This is a genomic window from Halomonas sp. QHL1, assembly GCF_001882345.1.
Classification (GTDB): Bacteria; Pseudomonadota; Gammaproteobacteria; order Pseudomonadales; family Halomonadaceae; genus Vreelandella.
Genome location: NZ_MINL01000001.1, coordinates 671651 through 691965 on the forward strand (window position 1 = coordinate 671651; position 20315 = coordinate 691965).

General features: G+C 49.8%; 18 protein-coding genes and 2 pseudogenes. 17 read left to right on the forward strand and 3 right to left on the reverse strand.

Annotated elements, in window-relative coordinates; translation table 11 throughout:
• The first annotated feature begins 5 nt into the window (after positions 1–5).
• From narI to moaA, 6 genes are read left to right on the forward strand one after another with little or no spacing between them, the layout of a single operon-like run.
• Positions 6–689, forward strand: a complete 684-nt coding sequence (gene narI, locus QHL1GM_RS03030; protein WP_071693158.1) for a respiratory nitrate reductase subunit gamma — start codon at positions 6–8, stop codon at positions 687–689.
• A gap of 40 nt (positions 690–729) precedes the next feature.
• Positions 730–1551, forward strand: a complete 822-nt coding sequence (locus QHL1GM_RS03035; protein ID WP_071693159.1) for a peptidylprolyl isomerase — start codon at positions 730–732, stop codon at positions 1549–1551.
• 22 nt (positions 1552–1573) lie between these two features.
• Positions 1574–2152: a molybdenum cofactor biosynthesis protein B gene (gene moaB / locus QHL1GM_RS03040; RefSeq protein WP_071693160.1), complete on the forward strand. Its 579-nt coding sequence runs from the start codon at positions 1574–1576 to the stop codon at positions 2150–2152.
• Complete coding sequence (glp, locus tag QHL1GM_RS03045) at positions 2149–3411, forward strand: gephyrin-like molybdotransferase Glp (RefSeq protein WP_071693161.1); 1263 nt, start codon at positions 2149–2151, stop codon at positions 3409–3411. The genes moaB and glp overlap by 4 nt, the downstream gene beginning before the upstream one ends.
• Positions 3412–3463: 52 nt before the next feature.
• Positions 3464–3871, forward strand: coding sequence for a putative zinc-binding protein (locus QHL1GM_RS03050; RefSeq protein ID WP_071693162.1), 408 nt, complete (start codon positions 3464–3466; stop codon positions 3869–3871).
• A complete protein-coding gene (gene moaA, locus QHL1GM_RS03055; protein ID WP_071693163.1) occupies positions 3868–4857 on the forward strand; it encodes a GTP 3',8-cyclase MoaA in 990 nt (329 codons plus the stop codon). Before QHL1GM_RS03050 ends, moaA begins: the two co-directional genes overlap by 4 nt.
• A gap of 232 nt (positions 4858–5089) precedes the next feature.
• Here the strand turns inward: moaA and QHL1GM_RS19890 are convergent, their stop codons facing one another.
• The gene (locus tag QHL1GM_RS19890; protein WP_083570964.1) at positions 5090–5521 is read right to left on the reverse strand and encodes an antitoxin Xre/MbcA/ParS toxin-binding domain-containing protein; all 432 of its coding nucleotides are present in this window, start codon (positions 5519–5521) and stop codon (positions 5090–5092) included.
• A gap of 401 nt (positions 5522–5922) precedes the next feature.
• Between QHL1GM_RS19890 and QHL1GM_RS03065 the strand changes: the two genes are divergently transcribed.
• The 6 genes from QHL1GM_RS03065 (at position 5923) to QHL1GM_RS03085 (ending at position 12973) form a co-directional block, all read left to right on the forward strand.
• Positions 5923–7614: a methyl-accepting chemotaxis protein gene (locus tag QHL1GM_RS03065; RefSeq protein ID WP_071693165.1), complete on the forward strand. Its 1692-nt coding sequence runs from the start codon at positions 5923–5925 to the stop codon at positions 7612–7614.
• Between the two features lie 409 nt (positions 7615–8023).
• Positions 8024–8632, forward strand: a complete 609-nt coding sequence (locus QHL1GM_RS03070; RefSeq protein ID WP_368087058.1) for a M48 family metallopeptidase — start codon at positions 8024–8026, stop codon at positions 8630–8632.
• Positions 8633–9031: 399 nt separating this feature from the next.
• Entirely contained in the window at positions 9032–9466 is a 435-nt protein-coding gene (locus QHL1GM_RS19065; protein WP_175540343.1) for a hypothetical protein, read from the forward strand.
• 251 nt (positions 9467–9717) lie between these two features.
• The gene (locus QHL1GM_RS03075) at positions 9718–11154 is read left to right on the forward strand and encodes an IS1182 family transposase (RefSeq protein WP_071693166.1); all 1437 of its coding nucleotides are present in this window, start codon (positions 9718–9720) and stop codon (positions 11152–11154) included.
• Between the two features lie 429 nt (positions 11155–11583).
• Positions 11584–12240, forward strand: a complete 657-nt coding sequence (locus QHL1GM_RS03080) for an HNH endonuclease (RefSeq protein WP_071693167.1) — start codon at positions 11584–11586, stop codon at positions 12238–12240.
• A gap of 349 nt (positions 12241–12589) precedes the next feature.
• A complete protein-coding gene (locus QHL1GM_RS03085; protein ID WP_071693168.1) occupies positions 12590–12973 on the forward strand; it encodes a histone-like nucleoid-structuring protein, MvaT/MvaU family in 384 nt (127 codons plus the stop codon).
• A 101-nt stretch (positions 12974–13074) separates the two neighbouring features.
• Here the strand turns inward: QHL1GM_RS03085 and QHL1GM_RS03090 are convergent, their stop codons facing one another.
• Positions 13075–13857: an alpha/beta fold hydrolase gene (locus tag QHL1GM_RS03090; protein ID WP_071693169.1), complete on the reverse strand. Its 783-nt coding sequence runs from the start codon at positions 13855–13857 to the stop codon at positions 13075–13077.
• A 379-nt stretch (positions 13858–14236) separates the two neighbouring features.
• Between QHL1GM_RS03090 and QHL1GM_RS03095 the strand changes: the two are divergent.
• The 3 genes and pseudogenes from QHL1GM_RS03095 to QHL1GM_RS03105 all read left to right on the forward strand — a co-directional run bounded on the left by QHL1GM_RS03095 (position 14237) and on the right by QHL1GM_RS03105 (position 17856).
• Positions 14237–15665: pseudogene (locus QHL1GM_RS03095) on the forward strand (IS1182 family transposase).
• A gap of 463 nt (positions 15666–16128) precedes the next feature.
• Positions 16129–16677 (forward strand): outer membrane beta-barrel protein, encoded by a 549-nt coding sequence (locus QHL1GM_RS03100; protein ID WP_071693170.1) that lies wholly within the window; start codon positions 16129–16131, stop codon positions 16675–16677.
• A 669-nt stretch (positions 16678–17346) separates the two neighbouring features.
• Positions 17347–17856 carry a hypothetical protein gene (locus QHL1GM_RS03105; RefSeq protein WP_071695893.1) on the forward strand — a complete coding sequence of 170 codons (510 nt, stop codon included), beginning with the start codon at positions 17347–17349 and terminating at the stop codon, positions 17854–17856.
• A gap of 99 nt (positions 17857–17955) precedes the next feature.
• Here the strand turns inward: QHL1GM_RS03105 and QHL1GM_RS03110 are convergent, their stop codons facing one another.
• Entirely contained in the window at positions 17956–18654 is a 699-nt protein-coding gene (locus QHL1GM_RS03110; RefSeq protein WP_071693171.1) for a Crp/Fnr family transcriptional regulator, read from the reverse strand.
• Positions 18655–18833: 179 nt separating this feature from the next.
• Between QHL1GM_RS03110 and QHL1GM_RS03115 the strand changes: the two are divergent.
• Both QHL1GM_RS03115 and QHL1GM_RS03120 read left to right on the forward strand, forming a co-directional pair.
• A pseudogene (locus tag QHL1GM_RS03115) lies at positions 18834–19227 on the forward strand (GTP 3',8-cyclase MoaA); the annotation flags it as partial.
• Positions 19228–19425: 198 nt separating this feature from the next.
• Complete coding sequence (locus QHL1GM_RS03120) at positions 19426–20262, forward strand: DUF6694 family lipoprotein (RefSeq protein WP_368087059.1); 837 nt, start codon at positions 19426–19428, stop codon at positions 20260–20262.
• Positions 20263–20315 lie beyond the last annotated feature (53 nt).

Sequence of the window (20315 nt, forward strand, 5' to 3'; positions counted from 1 at the left end):
TCGCCATGTTCATAGAATACTTGCAACATCTTATCTACGGCTATTACCCCTATCTGGCCGGTACGGTGTTCTTGGTCGGAAGTCTCATGCGTTACGACCAAGGCCAGTTCACCTGGAAGACCGGCTCCAGCCAAATGCTGTCCTCGAAAAACATGCGCCTGGCCAGCAACCTGTTCCATATCGGGATTATCGTCATCTTCTTTGGTCATTTGGTGGGCATGCTCACGCCGCACTGGGTCTACGCACCTTTCCTGCATGCAGGCACCAAGCAGCTGATTGCCATCGTGGTCGGCGGTATCGCCGGTGCCATGTGCGTGGTGGGCGGCGCCATGTTGCTCTATCGGCGATTGTTCAATCCTCGCGTAAAGGCATCGTCGAGCTTAATGGATACCTTGATCCTGGGTTTGATCGTCTTACAGGCATGTCTTGGCATGGTGACCATCATTTTCTCGCTAGGCCATATGGACGGTGAAATGATGTTGACGCTCTCCAGCTGGGCGCAGTCGATTGTCTTCTTCAGCGGCGGTGCGGCGGATTACATGCAGGAAGTGTCGTGGATCTACAAACTGCATATCTTTATTGGCCTGACCATCATTCTGCTGTTCCCGTTTTCGCGGCTGGTGCATGTGTGGAGCGTACCTTTCGGCTATGTGACTCGCCGCTACCAGCTTGTCCGTCGGCGCAGCTAAAAACCGGCTTGTGCACGTCCAGGACTAGAGGAGAAATAACATGCAGATGATTGATATCGAACAACTACCTGGAGGCATCGCTCCGCCTCCGGTACGCGTCGGCAGCGCTGGTATCGGTGAAGAAACGATTGCGTTAGAGATGCAGTATCACCCCGCTGAAACGGCGGGTGAGGCCCAGCTTCAGGCTGCTCGTGCGTTGGTGGTTCGAGAGCTGCTTCGCCAGCGTGCTAGCGTCCTGGGCCTACTATCGACACAGGAAGTTAGCGAAGCACAGGAAGATGCGGCGATTGCTGCCTTGCTTGAGCAGGAACTTGAGGTGCCCGAGCCGGGGGAGGCCGATTGCCAGCGCTTTTTCGACACCCACCGGGAGCGCTTCAGCGAACCGACCCAGTTACGCGTTCGGCATATCCTGCTCGCGGCCGCAGCCGATGACTCCCAGGGGCGCGACGACGCTTACCAGCTTGGCGAAAAGCTACTCGAACAGCTTAATCAGATACCCGAACGGTTTGCCGAATTTACTCAGCACCACTCCGCGTGCCCTTCAAAAGAGCTGGATGGTGATTTGGGTTGGTTGGTATCAGGGCAAACTGTTCCAGAGTTGGATCGCGCTTTGCAGCACTTGCCCGAAGGTCTACACGAGCGCCCCTTGGCGTCTCGCTATGGCTGGCATGTGGTGAGTATTGACGAGCGCAGAGAAGGTAGGGCGTTACCTTTCGATCAAGTTATTGACCGGGTGCGCCATAGCCTACGGGAGCAGGCAACTCGACGCGCGCTGCGTCACTATTTGCTGGCGTTAGAGAGCGAAATAGGCGTCGAAGGGATTGTTCTGGATGACGATGCTGGCGGCAGCTTGATGCAATAGGAAAGCTAATAGGAGAGGCTTGATGTCCCATGTTCCTGTAGATGCCCTTTTCGCTCCGCTTGGCATCGCGGTGCTAACGGTTTCCGATACGCGTGGTTTCGATGAGGATGGCAGCGGTGACTTGCTGGTTAAACACCTGAGCGAAAGCGGCCATATCCTGGTGGAGAGACGCATCGTTCGTGATGATATCTATCAGGTTCGTTCCGTGGTCTCGGAATGGATTGCGCGAACAGATATTCACGCGATTCTGGTTAATGGCGGCACTGGCTTTACCGCCCGAGATACCACTCCCGAGGCGTTGATACCGCTGTTCGACAAAGCGATTGAAGGTTATGGCGAGCTGTTCCGACACTATTCTTTGCAGACCATCGGCACCGCGACGATCCAGTCTCGCGCCGTAGCGGGGGTGGCCAACCGAACGATGATGTTTGCGATGCCCGGCTCGCCCAAAGCGTGTGCGTTGGCGTGGGACAAAATAATCGCTTTGCAGCTGGACTCCCGCACTCGGCCCTGCAACTTCGCCGCCATGGTGCTGCCTTCAGCGACCCCGTGCAGTGGACGCCAAAAAGCGACTTCTTTCAATGAGGTGGAGCGCTTATGAACTGTCACTGCGCAGAAATCGTCACGCCCGGCTTGTTAGAGCTGTTTGATGCACGTCAACGGCTTATCGACGCCGCCAGGCCCATGAATGCAGTAGAAAACATCACCCTTGAACACTCTGCGGGGCGAGTGCTGGCCGAAACGGTGGTCGCACCTCTCGATATGCCGGGGGTGGACAATAGCGCTATGGATGGCTACGCGCTGTGTCTGGCTGACTACCAAGCGACACCTCTCGGCTCTGGCTTACCCATTCTTCAACGCGTGCCGGCAGGTGCAGGCGTCATGCTGCTACCGAAAGGAGGCTCCGCGCGTATTTTTACCGGCGCGCCGGTACCCATGGGGGCGGATATTGTAGTGCCTCAAGAGCGGGTAACGCTTGATCAGCGCGGGCATATACACCTTGAGGGTAACTTGGTGGTAGGCGCTAATATTCGTCGTCAAGGCGAGGAGACCCGCATGGGTACCCCGCTACTCGCTGTGGGTAAGTTTCTTGATGCCGCGTCGATTTCGCTGTTGGCAAGCCATGGGATAAATGCTGTTACCGTCAAACGGCGCCTGCGGGTGGCACTGCTCTCAACCGGCGATGAACTGATTGCCCCTGGCATGTCGCGGTCACCGGGGCAGGTGTACGACAGCAATCGCGCCATGCTTAACGTACTGCTAACGCAAGCTCAGTGCGACGTGCTGGATTTGGGCGTCATTGCTGATTCGCCAGCGTCATTGCATCAGGCCTTTGAACACGCACAAACCGTTGCAGATATGGTGATGTGTACTGGGGGCGTTTCGGTAGGCGAAGAGGATCATGTTCGCCCGGTGATCGAGCAGCGCGGCGGGCTGCATTTTCATGGTGTCGCGATGAAGCCAGGGAAGCCCTTTGCGTTCGGTTATCTTGGCCTGGAGCCTTCTTCTGCCAAGCCACTCATCGCGCTACCGGGTAACCCCGTGGCATCCCTGGTGGGCTGGCAACTGCTGGCGCTGCCGTTTATACATGCCATGCAAGGTAGAGCTGTAGCGGCTCTACAGCGTTACCCGGTAAAAGCCGGCTTTTCTCAGCGTGGGCCCCAAGGGCGCTGCGAGCTATTACGGGTGGAGCTGGATTGGTCACAGGGGACTCCCGTGGCGCAGTTAGCGGGCGGGCAGGGGTCGCATATGCTCAGTGCGGCCAGTCAGGCCCATGGTTATCTGATGATTAACCCTGACTCCGACGTGACAGAAGGGGACTCATACCCCTATTACCCGATCAGTCAGTTCGACGCTTGAATCGCTTTTTCTGGCGTGACCGCTGACGTCGTTTGCTTTTATAGGAGAGGGTATGTCTTCACATCATAAACCGCGCACACTGATTTATGCCTGCTCCGGCTGTTCTGATGTGGCGCAACTGGCCAATAGTGTTGCTCTGCGTCTTGACCATGCAGGAGAGGCAGAAATGTCCTGCATTACCGGTGTCGGCGGTGGTGTGCCCGGTCTGGTACGCATCGCCCGCTCCGGGAGGCCTATCGTAGCCATTGATGGGTGTCAGATGGATTGCGCCAGCCACTGTCTTTCCAAAGCGGGCGTTATACCCACTGAGCACGTCAAGCTGTATGAGAACGGCCTGCGCAAGCGGCGGGCCCAACTTTATGATGAGGAAACCAATGAAGAGGTCACCGCCGAAGTGAAAGGGCTCATAGCTCGGCTACCCGTTAACGCCAGTGCCCAAGCAGAGGAGCCCTCAGATTGAGTGCGCTAGTCGATGGGTTTGGCCGTACGGTGCGTTACCTGCGCATATCGGTGACTGATCGTTGTGATTTTCGCTGTGTTTATTGCATGGCTGAGGAGATGACCTTCCTGCCTCGGGCCCAACTGCTTACCCTTGAAGAAATAGCCACGCTGTCGCAGGCCTTCGTAGAGCTGGGGGTGGAAAAAATCCGCCTAACTGGCGGGGAGCCGCTGGTACGCCAGGGCGTACTAACGCTAGTGCAAAAACTCGGTGAATTGGAAGGCCTGCGCGAGCTGGCCATGACCACCAACGGCTCAGGATTAGTCAAACATGCCGAGGCCTTACGTTTAGGCGGACTTGATCGTCTCAATATCAGTCTCGACTCACTCAAGCCCGAGCGCTTTAAAGCATTAACCCGGACAGGTGACCTTAGCCAGGTGGTCGCGGGTATCCGCGCAGCTCGCCGCGCTGGGTTTCAGTCGATTAAGCTCAACGCCGTATTGCTTAAGGGGCGAAATGACGACGAAATCCTCCACTTGGTGAACTTTGCCCGTGATGAGGAAGTGGATATCAGTTTTATCGAGGAAATGCCGCTGGGCGCTATCAGCGAGCATAACCGTGGCGAGACCTTTCTTCCCACCGATACGGTGCGTGAGACCATAGAAAACCATTATCAACTCTTACCCACCACCGAGACTACCTTAGGGCCATCCCGTTATTACCGTATGTCTGACAGCCAATCGCGCATTGGCTTCATTTCACCTCATAGCCACAATTTCTGTGGTGCCTGTAATCGTGTTCGGGTGACGGCAGAAGGGCGGCTACTCCTTTGCTTGGGCAATGAGCACTCGGTAGATTTGCGCGCTGTAATGCGACGTTATCCGGGTGATATCCAGCGGCTTAAAGTGCACATAGTGGCGGCCATGAAGAAAAAGCCCGAGCGTCATCACTTTACGACGGATGGTGAGGTTCAGATCGTGAGGTTTATGAATGCAACAGGTGGCTAACCCATTATATGTGTTTGAAACTGCTATATCTTTACAAGGAATTTGTAGATTAGGCATGAACGTTGGATCGCAACTGGCAAGTTTTTTGAAAGACTTTTGTTTACAGGACGCGAAAGAGTTTGAAAAGCTAAGGCGTTAACAAGTATCACTATTGCCCGCGGCCTATGCTTGTCGCTGATATAAACAGATCACAGGCTTTGATGCACCGTTACTCATTGGAGTAATTCTGAATTCAAGCGGCAAACCCGTGACGCAGTTGCTCAAGAAGCGTTACAACGCACTTGTACCCCGGTGTGGTAGCAGTCGCCTCCAGCGCAGTTCGCCCCCCGAACGCTTTTCGCGGCTTATGAAGCCAAATATCTGATTTTCGTTTGTTGCGGAAAATCGATGTTGCGAGGAGTGTTGCCAGAATAGCCCGATAAAGTTTGTCACCCTCGCAGGGGGTGAGAGGTTTTCCCTGATTCAATCTACGCTTGAGAGCAATTTTACTGATAATACCCAGCTCTCCAGCGTCCACGCCATACTCTGCGACCCTGTCTATAGCCGACAAAGGGACTCCCTGTCGGATCAGTACATCTAAACTGAGGTTGTCACTAGCCCCGAGTAGCACAGCCACTTGTCTCTCAAAATTGCTTTCACAGTCGGTTGACGATGGCATGATCATTTCCCTACAGGAGTTGCTAACGGTAAAGATAGTAGATCCAGCTTGGAAAGGGCAGATATAGGGGGCAAGCAAAAAATGGCACCATAGGTGGCCACGGGCGAGCGAAACCTGCGAGGGAGTTGTGAGCTAAGTCACAATTCATGAACTTAAGATTGTTTCAACGGCTTAACTATTTGATATTAATAACCAATTAACTAAAAACAAAGAGGTTACTTTATTTTAAAATTGATGCAGATCATTTTTTTTCAAAATTCGATTTTTTTATTTAATTTTCATGTGTCTGATGCCGATATTATTTTTAACTTCATCTAAATCAGTATTTAGATGATTGTTAAGGCAGGTGCCTTCCCAGTGGCTGGACGCATTCAAGTAGAATGACTCCCCTCTCTTAGAGAACATAGATGCATAACCTATTGAAAAAATTAACCGTTAAGGCGAGTTTGACGGTTGTATTAGGCTTATTTACTACCTTGATTCTCATCGTAGCTGCACTTGGCTACAAATCCAGCATGTTGGGCGCTGGTTCGATAGATGAGCTAAACCGCATTAACGTGCAGCAGTTGAATACGCTTAACCGTGCTCAGGTAAATGTTGCTGATACTCAGCTGTTTTTTCTTAACCATCTGGATGCATTGAACGAAGGTGACGAAACACTAGCAAGAAACTACCTGGAAAAGGCGGGTCAAGCGCTGCAGTTGGCTCAGCAGCGTTTTGATGCGTTCTTGGCTGTGCCTAAGACGGAGCAGGGCAAGCCTTATACAGATGCAGTCGAGGTAGCTTTCGCTGAGCTTCTCTCCCAAGGCTTGGTTCCACAGCATGAGGCGCTCCAGAGCTATAACGAAAGGGCTTATCGTGCTGCTAAGCGTGAAGGCGACCGACTCAATCTGGCTTATATCCAAACTAATGAAGCCTTTATCGACTTTGCCAGAACACGTGGTCAGGATCTAATGGCTGGTTATCAAGCAACCATGACGACGTCAGGGTATGTGGGTTTGGCTGCATTGCTGCTGGTTATCCTTAGTGTTGTCTTGGTTAGGATCGGTATGATGCGTGTTGTCATTCAACCCCTTCAGGAAGCTGTTCACCATTTTGAGCGCATTGCCCAGGGTGACTTATCGCATAAGATTGCTGATCGTGGCCGGAACGAAATTGGTCAGCTGTTCGCAGCTATGCGATATATGCAATCGGGACTTTCTCAAACGGTCTCAACCGTGCGTGACAGTAGCGGCTCAATTCATATCGGTGCACGTGAAATTTCAACTGGCAACGCTGATTTATCTTCGCGTACTGAACAACAAGCTGCTTCGCTGGAAGAGACGGCTGCCAGCATGGAGCAGCTCACCGCGACAGTGAAGCAAAACTCCGATAATGCGCGACAGGGTAGTACCCTTGCGAGCAATGCGTCTGCCACGGCAGCCCGTGGTGGTGACGCGGTAGGTCAAGTTGTCGAAACGATGCATAGCATTGCTGAAAGCTCTAGAAAGATTAGTGACATCATCGGCGTGATCGATTCGATTGCTTTTCAGACCAATATTCTGGCACTTAATGCATCGGTCGAGGCTGCACGGGCCGGTGAGCAAGGCCGCGGTTTCGCTGTTGTTGCAACTGAAGTACGTAACCTCGCTAGTCGTAGTGCTGATGCAGCGAAGGAGATCAGAAAATTAATAGAAACTTCAGCGGGACAGGTTCACCAGGGCTCCACTCTAGTGGAGGGCGCTGGTCAAACAATGGAAGAAATTATGGCTTCTGTGAAGCGAGTTGCCGATATCATGGATGAAATCTCTGCTGCTTCCATAGAACAAAGTGAAGGTATCGAGCAGGTTAACCAAGCAGTTTCACAGATGGATGAGGTGACTCAACAAAACGCAGCTCTTGTGCAGGAAGCCGCCACAGCAGCATCTTCCCTCGAAGAGCAGGCAGCTCAGCTTGAATCAGCGGTGGCAACCTTCAAGCTAGAGGGTGGTGAACATCGTACGTCTCTTCCTCTTGGCAAACCTGTGACAAAGCCAGTTGCTAGTCTTAAGCAGGATCGACCCATTGTAGGTAGGCCTACTAGGGCTAAGGTGGCAGAACTGGAATGGGAAGAGTTTTAAGTAAGCGATTCGGACTGAGATCTCCGCCCCCATATAGTAATAATATCCCGGCTAAGCAGCCGGGATTTCTGTATGTGTAGGCTCCCTGATATCCCTTGCCTCTCATGCTTCTCCCTAGCTTTGCCATGAACACTAGCGTAGGCACAAGCATAGTGACACGGTTCTATAATCTCGTGTTGAGGTATAACGGCTAATCGTTGGTGCGTAGCATAGCCTGGAGAGCCATGGTTTGAGATTGACTATAGCATTGGCTAATGCAGTGAGACGTCCGCCAGTTTACTGAATGAGAGATGATGCGATGCGACTTCGATTCAAATTCTGTCTATTGATGATGCTTCCTTTGGGACTACTGGGCGGTTGCGACGAGACTCCGAGCGGTCGCTCTTAGCTGGCGCTAGTACCCGAAAGCATGATGTCTCAAATGGGTGAAGACGCCTTTGATCAGCTTCTTAGTCGACAGCCGGTGTCCCGCGACGTCGCTGTGAACAAACAGGTGCAATGTGTTGCTCAGAAAATAGTGAATGCCGCTGAAGTTCATTACTCAAACGCTGAACTGCCTGACGCCTGGGAGATTGTCGTTTTCGAAAACCCGTCTCCGAACGCCTTCGCTTTGCTAGGTGGACGCATCGGCGTAAATACTGGCTTGCTCAGGGTGGCTGAGACGCCAGCCCAGCTTGCAGCAGTAATCGACCATGAAGTAGCCCATGTGTTGGCTGGTCATGGTAATGAGCGTCTCACCCAACAGCTCGGCATTAAAACCGTGTTGTTGCTGGTAGTGATTCTCGGTGAGGTTGATTTTGGACAGCAACAATTGATGCAGGCCTTGGGCCTCGGTGCTCAGCTTGGCATTAGTCTGCCCTTCAGCCGCACTCATGAAGAAGCCGATCTCATGGGGCTTGAGATCATGGCGCGGGCAGGGTTCGACCCCCATCAAAGCGTGGCCTTGTGGAGCAACATGGCCACCCTCGGTGGCGGACAGCCCCCAGACGACGCATCCTGCTCACGGATCGCGCATTGAGGCGTTGCTGCAGGTGATGGAGAAAGCTTTGGAAGCTTATAACGATTCAAGCCCGGCTGACTGTTCCAGGTAATTGAGTGTGGGGGAAGTCAATATACTTGGTTCCAAGCGTCAAACGTGGTGGCTCCCGACACAAAAAAAGCCATATCACGCTTTACTGGAAGAGCGTAAGCCTCATCATTGGATTAATTACGATGACTAGGCAATAAGGTTTGAGCCCTCAAACTGCTGCCTATAGCTATGCTCTATTCAGTTGCTGACGCTCAAAGTCAGGGTAACAAGGAAGCGACTCGTGGTAGGCGAGTCCCGAGATCAAGCAAGCGGAATTACAAGCAGATCTCTAATTCTGGTGCTAAGGTGACTGAGACGCTAGCAGTAAGTTTGCAGTTGGAGAGTAAGATGACATCGGCACAGCCGCCAAGTGATAACCCTTCGCATAGTGTATTTGCGTATCGTGCTTTTGATCTACGTGATCGCTTTCCTCAGCCATTAGAAACGTTTCGACAGGCATTAGAGTGCTTACAAAGCAGTGAAGCTTACTTGCCAGACATGAGCGGTGAAATAGTGGCCTATGCTCGTGGCGGCCGTGCACTCTACATTCCAGAGCATTTTTTCATCCGCCAGAATGGGAATAACTCTTTCGTCGTTCCACCAAATGAAAATGATCAAGTCTGTGAGTCTGTAGACGCCTGGCTTCGGGATGTTTTAATGCAGGAATCTAATGTTTTCTTGATGGCATCAAACGTTAGGCCTGCAAGATTCAACATCTCGCATGATCAAAATGCTCCAAAACTTGACGATATATACACATGGCTGGGCATATTTTGCAGATAGGGATGGGGGGCTAATGACTGCTTTCGGCCGAGGCTGTGTGAAAACGTTTAGAGCGTCTCACGCTTGTCAAAAATCAATCAAAATTAGTGCTCTCTCGCAAATTATGAGGTGTTGCATGGCAAGTTTGCTCCAGATTTCACGTACAAGCTTCTCCTTCAGGACAGCCCGAGTGTTTTCACACAACCTCGACCGAGGCTGTGTGAAAACGTGATGGTCGCTATACTTTGACGAGGTTCGCTGAGGAAATAGTGATGAAGCGATTCGTGGTAGGCGAGGCCCGAAATCAAAGTACGTTATTCCCTGCGCTTTTAGACGATTTCATCGCAGACGATAACCCTGTCCGTGCCATAGAGGCGTTCATAGAAGGTCTCGATCTTAGAGGGCTTGGTTTTAAGGGCGTCGATCCGCATGCAACAGGTAGGCCCGCCTATCATCCCGCTGTACTCCTGAAGCTCTATATCTACGGCTACCTCAATCGCATCCAGTCGAGTCGCCGTTTGGAGCGCGAGACGCAGCGCAATGTCGAGCTGATGTGGCTGACAGAGCGCCTGACACCAGATTTCAAGACGGTTGCCGATTTTCGAAAGAACTATGGCGAGGCCATCCGCCGTGTCTGTCGAGAGTTCATCGTGCTTTGCCAGCGACTGGAGCTATTCTCCCAAGCCATCGTGACCATTGACGGCAGCAAGTTCAAAGCCGTCAACAACCGCAACCGTAATTTCACGGCGACCAAGATGAAGTGTCGCCTTGAGCAGATCGAAGAAAGCTTCAATCGGTACCTTGGTCAGCTTGACGCAGCTGATCGCGAGGAACCTGCACTGGCAGAGGCGAGGACAGCGCACCTGAAAGATAAAATCACGAAGCTCAGGGAAGAAACTGCACGATTACAATCAGTTGAGGAGGCGCGACTTCAGTCTCCCGACCAACAAATTTCCTTGACGGATCCAGACTCCAGGTCGATGGCCACGAGTGGTAGAGGTACCGGGACGGTGGGATACAACGTACAGACAGCGGTCGATAGCAAGCATCATCTAATTGTTGCCCATGAGGTGACCAACGTCGGACATGATCGGGGGCAGTTGTTCATCATGGCCAAGCAAGCTCGGGAGGCCACTGGCATCAAGGAGCTGGAAGTCGTAGCGGATAGAGGCTACTTCAAGGGCGAGGAAATTTTGTCCTGCCACAAGGAAGGAATCACTACTTACCTCCCCAAGCCGATGACATCGCCCAACCAGGCAAAGGGACTGTTCCCAAGAGAAGCCTTTCGGTATCTTCCTGAAATAAATGAATATTCTTGTCCAGCAGGGCAGCGGCTTACTTGGCGGTATGTATCTGAAGAAAATGGGCAGAAGCTAGATACTTATTGGAGTTCGTCATGTGTCAGCTGCTCCCTAAGGGAAAAATGCACAACAGGAAAGCAGAGGCGGATAAGGCGTTGGGAACATGAAGATATACTCGAAGCCGCGCAGTCACGTCTTAATTGGAACCCGGAAATGATGCGCTTAAGGCGCCAAACGGTGGAGCATCCCTTTGGCACGCTGAAGGCTTGGATGGGGGCGACACATTTCATGACCAAGCAGTTCAAAAATGTGAGCACGGAAATGAGTCTTCATGTGTTGGCCTACAACCTAAAGCGTGTCATAAAGATCTTGGGTGTCAATGAGTTGATGAGGGCCGCGAGGGCGTAAAAGCCCTGTTTTTCCGTCTATTCAGGGCCAAATAAGAGCTTCTGCTGATTCTGCCATTCCCATCTATCACCACAGCATCAGGTGGTAATCATCCGAGCAAAGACTTGTGTGGGCTCAACAGGAAGCTGAGGGTGAAGATTCTTGAGTTAGACCAGGTTTTTTCTGTTTTTACACGGCCAGGACCCAAAGCGGTCATTTACTGAGATCGGATATTCACGGAGCGTTTTAGCTCGCAATGTGCGTTTTTCTGGTGGGGCTAGTAATGTGAGTGCTCATATATCTGAGAAAAAATCTTTTAAATTACGGTAAAACAATGACTTATGGTAATTTGCTTTATACTTATGCGCAATTTTGAACAGATGACGATAATGATAACGTGCTTGAGCACTAATAAACTGTTAGCTGGATACGTAGCACAAAGATATCTGAATGTTCAAAGACCATGTTATAGATAAAATTTCCGAAGAGTTTGGCGCTCCATCACGTAAAACTGTCAAAGTGACTGCTTTGGATATTGGAAGCAATTTCGGCGTGGTAGTACAAACAGATCAGCCAAATAAAGATGACTATGCTTTTGTATGGTTGCAATACCCCCCAGATTCTGAATCTCTTCCTGAGATTGCTTTAGAGTATGCGGAAGAATCAGGTCGCCACAGTAATACTTACCCATCCCCAGGTCTAGAGCAGGGAAAGCCTGCGCTAAAGATCATTGTTACCTGTGCGGAAGAGTTGGCTGATTTAATCTCATATACCCACGCCATTATGTCTTTTAAAGCTCCTCCTGAGTTTAAAGCGAATTCGTCTCCAGATTCAGATCCTGAATCCATCACTGAAGATATATTAATTCGGGTAGACGTATCGTCAATGCCGAAGCCACAGCCAATAAAACCGTGTCGAGAGGTCATTCCAAGAGCGGTGCAAAGGGAGGTATGGCAAAGAGATGGTGGTAGGTGTGTTGAGTGTAATTCCAACGCTAAATTATGCTTTGACCACATTGTTCCATTTTCAAAGGGCGGCAGTAATACAGTTCGAAATCTACAATTACTTTGCGAGCGTTGTAACCTATTAAAAGGAAACAGAATATAAGCAGGTAACAAGCGCAGGCACTGGGACAAAACTTCCGCTGTGCTTCAATTTTTCCCATGCTGCGTGCTTTATATCAGCATTATCTAAAGGAGTGCTTCTGGCCGGATCCAGGACTTCAGAATACATTGAAAGGGCAGGTAAGAAGGTCAGGGTTAAGTAAATATTGCCCGGCTCAGGCCTTCCAGACGGGCAACCTCAGGCTGGTTGACTTGCAGAAAAGCAATGTTGGCCATAATTTAGTAATGTAGTTACTGAATTAAACGAGAAGGAATACCTTTTGACTATTTTTATAGGTCATCGTTGTCAGGTATAATTGTTAGTCTTAAATTTGTAAATAGGGATGAAAAGCATGGCGTCAGTACTGAATGACTACCTGAAGAAAGAACAGCTATTAAAACAGTTGCAAGAAGAGCTGCAAGAACTTCAAGGTAACAGCGAGCTGAAGAAAGAGCTTGAGTTCAAAGAAAGATTGCAAGGGCTGATGACGGAGCATGGAAAATTGGCTCGTGACGTGTGTGAGATTTTAGATCCGTCGTATCGCAATACACCAGCCAAAAGCGATAAAGGCGTAAGTAAAGATGGTCGAAAAAAGCGCCTGCTGAAGGTATATAAGAATCCACATACAGGTGAAGTGGTCGAAACACGCGGTGGAAATCACAAGGTGATTCAAGAGTGGAAAGCAGAATTTGGCAATGAAGAGGTTGTTAGTTGGATTGTGGAAGAGCGCGCATAAGCCTAGAAAGAATTCTGTTTTTTCTAGGATCAACACCTGGATGCCGCCTTGTCGCTTCACCGCCTTGATCGCTAAGTGGAGGTCAAAAGAGGTAGCCTCATTTAACCCAAAAATGACCATAGCTCTGCCACTACCGCATCAGGCGCACTGTAGATGACATTATGACCCCAGTTAGGGATGGTCACTACCCGCACCGCGCCAGTCATTAGGCTCGCTTGGTCGAGCCAGCGTTGTGGCGCGATCTTATCCCGCTGGCCACGAACCAGTAACACAGGCTGCTCAATGCAAGAAAGCTTCTCTTCGATAGGATAATTGAGCATGGCGATCGCTTCGGGCCAGAGCCGCGTTCCCATGCGCCAATAATCAGCCATGAAATGCAGGAGGAGCCCGGGGCGCTCGAAGGTACAGGCGTAGAGCGCCCGAAGCAGCTGAGCGCGGAGGTTGCGATGGGAAGGGTCAACTGTCGGCCCTATCAGGACCAAGCGTCTTACCCGAGTGGGGAAACGAACAGACACATCAGACGCTATCTGACAGCCCATTGAATGCCCCACCAGGTCGGCTTGTGCAATGTCCATGGCATCCAGCCAATCGATCAGGGCATTAGCCAAGTCGAGCATGTTCAAGGGCGATTCGGGTGTATCACTTTTGCCATGGCCGGGTAGATCGGGCACGTAAACGGCGGCACCCTTTGCGGCGATTCGCTTTGCAGTGGGCATTAGATAGTCACCAGACATTCCCAAACCATGTACCAGCACAATCGGATTTATCCCCTGCGCTGAGGCAGTAAGGCTGCGTCTGGTGTGGTAAGTCATACCTCCCACATCAAAAAAGAGACTTTCCCATTGCGCCTCGTCTCGCAGAACATATCCTGGCAGGCTGATCATATAAACGTTCCTTATCGACATGGTCCATAGGTAATCGGGACAAACTAACCTAGTCGTGTTCTTTGAACTCCCGATGAGTCAATTGCTAGGGAAACTCTGAAAAAGTCTACTGCCATCAGCGATAATACGGCTATCGTCAACTGCATAGGGTTCAGTGGTGCCATGGATTAATGAAACGTCCCGAGATTTGTAGACAACATCTGATCTTATGTTTGTGGTGTAAGGGGATCACGTGAGTGGTGAATTAAAGTGTTTAGATAAGGTTTTCATTTAATAATGAGCCTAGATCAGCTTTAACTAATTGTCTGCTTCTGGTCGAGGCTGTGTGAAAACGTAGCTGTCGCTATACTTTCCCCATGACAGATCGTGGGAGGTACCGATGAAACGTTTCGTCGCAGGTGAATCCCGGTCCCAAGCTACGTTGTTTCCTGAGCTCCTGGATGATTTCGTCTCTGAAGACAATCCGGTTCGTGCCATTGAGGCTTTCGTGGACGCCCTCGACCTCAAACAGCTGGGTTTCAAAGGTGTGATCCCCATGCCACGGGTCGACCCGCCTATCATCCCGCTGTTCTTCTAAAAATCTATCTTTACGGTTACCTCAACCGCGTGCAATCGAGCCGCCGACTTGAACGTGAAACGCAGCGGAATGTTGAACTCATGTGGCTAACGGAGCGTCTCGCACCAGACTTCAAAACGATTGCCGATTTCCGCCAGCACAATGGCAAGGCGATCCAAGCCACCTGCCGAGACTTCGTCTTGATATGTCGACGTCTGGGACTCTTTGCACAATCGGTGATGGCAATCGATGGCAGCAAATTTAAGGCGGTCAACAATAGAGACCGTAACTTCACCTTTGCCAAGATGAAGCGACGTGCAGAGGAAATCGATAAAAGTATTGAGCGTTACTTACGCCAACTCGACGCAATGGATCAAGGCTCCGCTGTGGTCACAGAAGCACAGACGACACGGTTGAAGGAAAAGATCGCCTCCCTCACAGAAGAAGTTCAACAACTGCAATCTATTGAAATTCAAAGAACCGAGGCACCTGAACAGCAAGTTTCGTTGACGGACCCAGATGCTCGCTCCATGACAACACGAGGGACGGGGGTAGTGGGCTACAACGTGCAGACGGCTGTCGATAGTCGGCATCACTTAATCGTCGCCCATGAGGTTACCAATGTCGGCAGTGACCGGCGTCAGCTTTCCCGGATGGCCAAGCAAGCCCGCAATGCTAGCGGCGTCAGTGATCTCCACGTTGTGGCTGATCGCGGTTACTTTACAGGGGAGGAGATTCTTGCGTGTCACGAGGCCGGTATCACGACATATCTTCCCAAGCCCAAAACCTCGCCGAGCCAGGCCAAAGGCATGTTTCCCAGAGAGGCGTTCCGTTACGTGCCCGAACGTAATGAATATCGCTGTCCCGCGAGAGAGCGACTGGTTTGGCGCTTCAAGAACGTCGAAAAAGGCCTGACGCTCAATTGCTATTGGAGTTCCGCCTGTCCGAGTTGCTTCATGAAGTCGCAGTGCACCACGGGTATCAATCGGCGCATCAAACGCTGGGAACACGAAGAGGTACTGGAGGCGGTAACATCACGTTTGGATCAGACGCCGGATATAATGCGCATCCGTCGTCAAACGGTTGAGCATCCTTTGGCACGTTAAAAGCATGGATGGGTGCGACGCACTTCCTGACTAAGCGCCTTAAGAACGTCAGCACGGAAATGAGCCTTCATGTACTTCCTTACAACATGAAACGCGTCATGAATATCCTTGGCACCAAGGGTTTGATCCAGGCGATGCGAGCATAGGGCCTTGTTGCTGACCTGGCTCTGCCATACCTGTAGTAGCCAATAGCGCTTGTTAGTAAGTTCTGCCTAGGCTTTATCTCGACTAACTCAGATATTGGCGGAATAAATGAAGGCGCTCTGAACTGCCTTGCTGGCCCGTTAGTGGTGCCAAAACGGCTAAGCACTTTAATCGCCAACTGTTTTTGGGTTTTCACACAGCCTCGGTCGTTATCCGAACATAATGGCGATGGTGAGTCGATCGGCTGTGGTGAAGCACATATCCTCAATTCGGCAGCCAGTTTTTTTAGATTCCATCATATATGTGTGTGCTAGCGCACAGACCGCGGGATGTCAGACCCTGAACATGACGGTGCGGCACCGTGTCGTTTGACCGCCAAGGTATCGGTCACGTCACTATCCGCGCTAGATAACTAATAGTGCATTATTGAAATACAATCCTAATAATGTCAGGAAGGGTCTTCTCATGAATAGAGTCAATACTGCAGCAATGGCTTTTTGTCTTCTCGGTGCTCTATCAATGGCAGCATCCGCCCAAACCTCAGAGTATGGCCCACAAGGGGGCGACCGTGAGTTTTCGATCTCTGGTACTGGCAGTAACGATCGGAATTTTAATAGCGGAAACTTCGGCGTGACTGGTGATCTTGGTTGGTATCTGAGGGATAACATGGTTGCCGGTGTCCGGCAAAGCGTTAATTACGCCGATGTCGAAGGCGAAGGCGTCACAGATGATTTCTGGAACGGCTCTACCCGTGGTTATCTAAACCATCAGTTCCTTGATGGTCGTGCGCGGCCCTTCGTCGGTGCTAGCCTCGGTGGAATCTATGGAGACGGTGTCAAGGACAGCGCCTTCGCGGGACTGGAAACAGGTATGAAATACTATGTACTGCCCAAGACCTATTTCCTCGCTCGCGCAGAGTATCAGTTCCTGTTCAGCGACACCGACGATGCCACCGATGCGTTTCAGGACGACGGTATCTGGGCTTATACGATTGGTCTGGGCTACAACTTCTGAACCACGTTAAGATGCCACCAACCACCATGGCCACGTGGCTGGTGTGCATCTCTTGCAGCGCGCGGATGGCATCGACCTTGCCTTCCGGATGGTGTTGTTTATAGCTATTAAGCTGGGTTCTTAACTACCTAGGTGGTTGTCCTGTCCTTCACCCATTCGGTGATTCTGGGTCTCCTCAGAGCTAGCCACTTTACCCTCAATGACTGCCCAGCACCCAACGCTGGCGAGTGCAGCATGCCTTAGTTAATAATGGTACTCATATCGGAAATTTTCTAGATTTCCTCTTTAGCCCCAGGGTTATATTCAGTTAATAATATACTTACTTAAAATTGTTTTATTTGCGCGGTGTTGTATAGCAAAGGCAATATTTTTGTATAGATTTTGTTGTTGATTGATATAAGTATTGTATTGTAATTTTTATACTTATTTTTATATCTTATTGTTTTTTAAAGCTTGTATTTTGCTCTGTAAATTTAAGATAAAGATACCTGGAAAGAAGTGGTGCTTGTAATATAATACGAAGTAATGAATGTGTTTTTAGTGATTGTTAAATTTCTACTTGTGTCATAAAAATTGACAAATATCATGGATAATTAACTTATTTCCGTTTTAGGATGGCGTCTTTAGTATTACGCCAGTTCCAATTTTTATAGCGAGAGTAATATGACTATGGATAAGTTAGTTGCACTTAATTTCTTACCCCAAGAGCAATTAAATTTAGCTTATTCCCACGAAAAAAATGAGCTCCATCGTTACCGGTGGCTAGCCCTCAGCTTCCTTCCCATCGACCCCCCTGTAAGCCGGCTGATGAAAATGATCAGCATGGAGTGCGTGCAGCGTCTTCGTAACGTACAAGATGTGGCTAAGCTGATGGACCTCGTAGCTTGTACTGAAGAGCTTCCGATAAAGAAAGCTCCTCCATTTTTCAATAAAAACAGGCAGCATTTTTTTGTGGTCGATGAGCCTATGGGTCGAAAATTTCTTGAGCGCGCTGAGGAAGCAGCGCAAGAAACATACGCGTTCTTTGACTGGCTGCTGGAAACGAATGCCACCCCCGAATTACATCAACTTTTATTTAGGTTCGTAACTCAGAAAAAAAATGAGCACAGCATAATTAAGGAGTGTAGAGAGCAGTGGAAAATAGGTTTTACTGAGCCTGTCGCACGCTATAAAAATTGAGACATAAGACAGTCAATAGAGAAGCTCGCTCATGCTTTGAAGATTTGCTCAGAGCATGAGCTATAATTTTTAAAAATGGCTTTTTATCAAAAGCTTACATTATCTGATATGTTCAGAAATTCTTGCCATTCCTTCTTGATTGACAATGCAGTATTCATGCCCATTGACTGATAGCAAACCTCGATGTTGAAGGTGGCTGATAATCCGGCTGACAGTCTCGGGTGCCATGCATAAATAATTAGCAATTTCTTGTTTTGACATGGGTAGTCTCAGAAAATTTGAGGAATAACCAAGTTCGCGATATTTGTAAGACATCGTCAACAAAAAACTGGCCACTCTCGCTTCTGATGGTTGGCTTAAAATTTTTCTTAGCCGAGTATGTCCATAGTGCACGGCGTTGCTCAAACAGCGTAGCAATTGCATATGAATAGCGTCGGTGGTGGGGAAGTCTTCAATCTGGCTAAACGGAATCAAGCACAGGCCAGAGGTCTCAATGGTGGTAACAGTCCCGGTATATGTTCTATCACCAATGGCATCTAAACCTATCACATCCCTTGGTAGGTAAAAATGGGTGAGTAGTTTTACCCCATCCTTATGTTGGTGGCTTTGCTTCAGCATGCCACAGTGAACTATATATAATCCTTGAAATGGGTCTCCTTGGTTTACTAATGTTGATTTTTTACGCAACGTAAACAAAGGCTGAGAAAGTATACTCAATGCCTCGACTTCTGAAAGTGAGGGGGAATGAAACGCCTCTTCTTCTTGAGGCTGCTTAACTACCTTGCGCGATACTTCCATATCTATATTTCTCTATGCCAAGGTATTGTTAGATTAAGTTTTGTGGTGAAGTGTTAAGTCCCTATTTGGTTTAATTTTTATGCGCAGAGTATATGCATTCGTTTTTTCTACATTAACAGGCGCTAGTCATTTTTGATGATTTATATCAATAAGTTTATATTGCCTCATCAATAATGCAAGATCGTGGCGAGACCTTTCTTTCTACCGCTACAGTGCGTGAGACCATAGAAAACCATTATCAACTCTTACCCACCACCGAGACCACCTTAGGGCCATCCCGTTATTACCGTATGGCGGACAGCCAATCGCGGATTGGCTTCATTTCACCTCATAGCCACAATTTCTGTGGCGCCTGTAATCGTGTACGCGTGACGGCTGAAGGGCGTCTACTTCTTTGCCCGGGCAAATGAGCACTCAGTAGATTTGCGCGCTGTCATGCGACGTTACCCTGGTGATACACAGAGGCTTAAAGCGAGCATAGAGGCGGCAATGAAGAAGAAACCTGAGCGTCATCACTTCACGACGAATGGTGAGGTTCAGATCGTGAGGTTTATGAATGCAACAGGTGGATAATACGATTCGGTCAATGCTCTACACCCATCTTTCAGCTCATAGGCGAGCGCTTGTTAAAAGCGTTACGCTTGAACAACTTCCAATCGAGTGTTTTTTTAAGTCTTTGAAACTCTCTCAAAAAGCCCGGGGGGTAGTGGTGAATAGCGCTTTCCGTTAAGCTGCTCAGCAATTTTTATCTGCCTGCTTTGAGGTGAGTGTATGTGGAGCCTGCTAAGGCTGTCTGCAATATCACTATCAGTACTCATGATAGCTGGTTGCTCAGATCCCAAAATTGATACTAGCTCCATGCCTGCGTCGGTTGTCTCCGTTGAGGAAGTGCGTAACTCGTTGCCAGCCTACAAGCGCGATGAGTTTGATCAAGGGTTGATCATCATCGCCACGTCGACATCGTTTAGTGGTTTCGATATTCTCAACCCTCACCGCATGAATGCCGCAGAGATTGCCGAAGCAGCTAATGTACAAATGCATGGGTTAACGGGTGATCAGGTTATTCAGCGTGCTGATCAGATTCTGCGTGAACGCCGGTCACGTGAGCGTGAGCAGTCGATTCGCACCTTAAAGCGGCTAGAAGATAAGCAGGCGAAAGCTGCAAGTGATCGGCAGCAGTTAGCGCGCTTCACCATTGACAGTGCTCGCTATTACATTGGCGCAAGCCCCTATGGTGCCCCGGAGCCAGTGATCGATCTTGAAGTAACCAATAGCACGGATCAGGCCATTTCTGAACTTCTATTGAGGGGTGTTCTTACTAGCTCTGATCGCTCAGTGCCGTGGGTGGATGAGTCCTTCTACTACGTCGTACCTGGTGGTATTGAGCCGGGAGAAACGTTGAAGTGGAGCCTCGCACCCAACCGCTTTGGTCCCTGGGGAGATGCTCAAATTCCTGGTGATGCAGAACTGGCAGTCACCTTGGAAGGGCTGAAGGGGCTTGATGAACAGCTATTATGGGACTCGCCTGAACTAACTGAGCGTGAATTGGCCAGGCTCAAGCGTCTGCAGGAAGTGTATGGGGGCGTTGCCCTCTCGCGCGTTGAGTAAACCTCCTGTGGAATCAGTCAAGACTCGTATTTGGTTACCAAGTTAAAACCTAA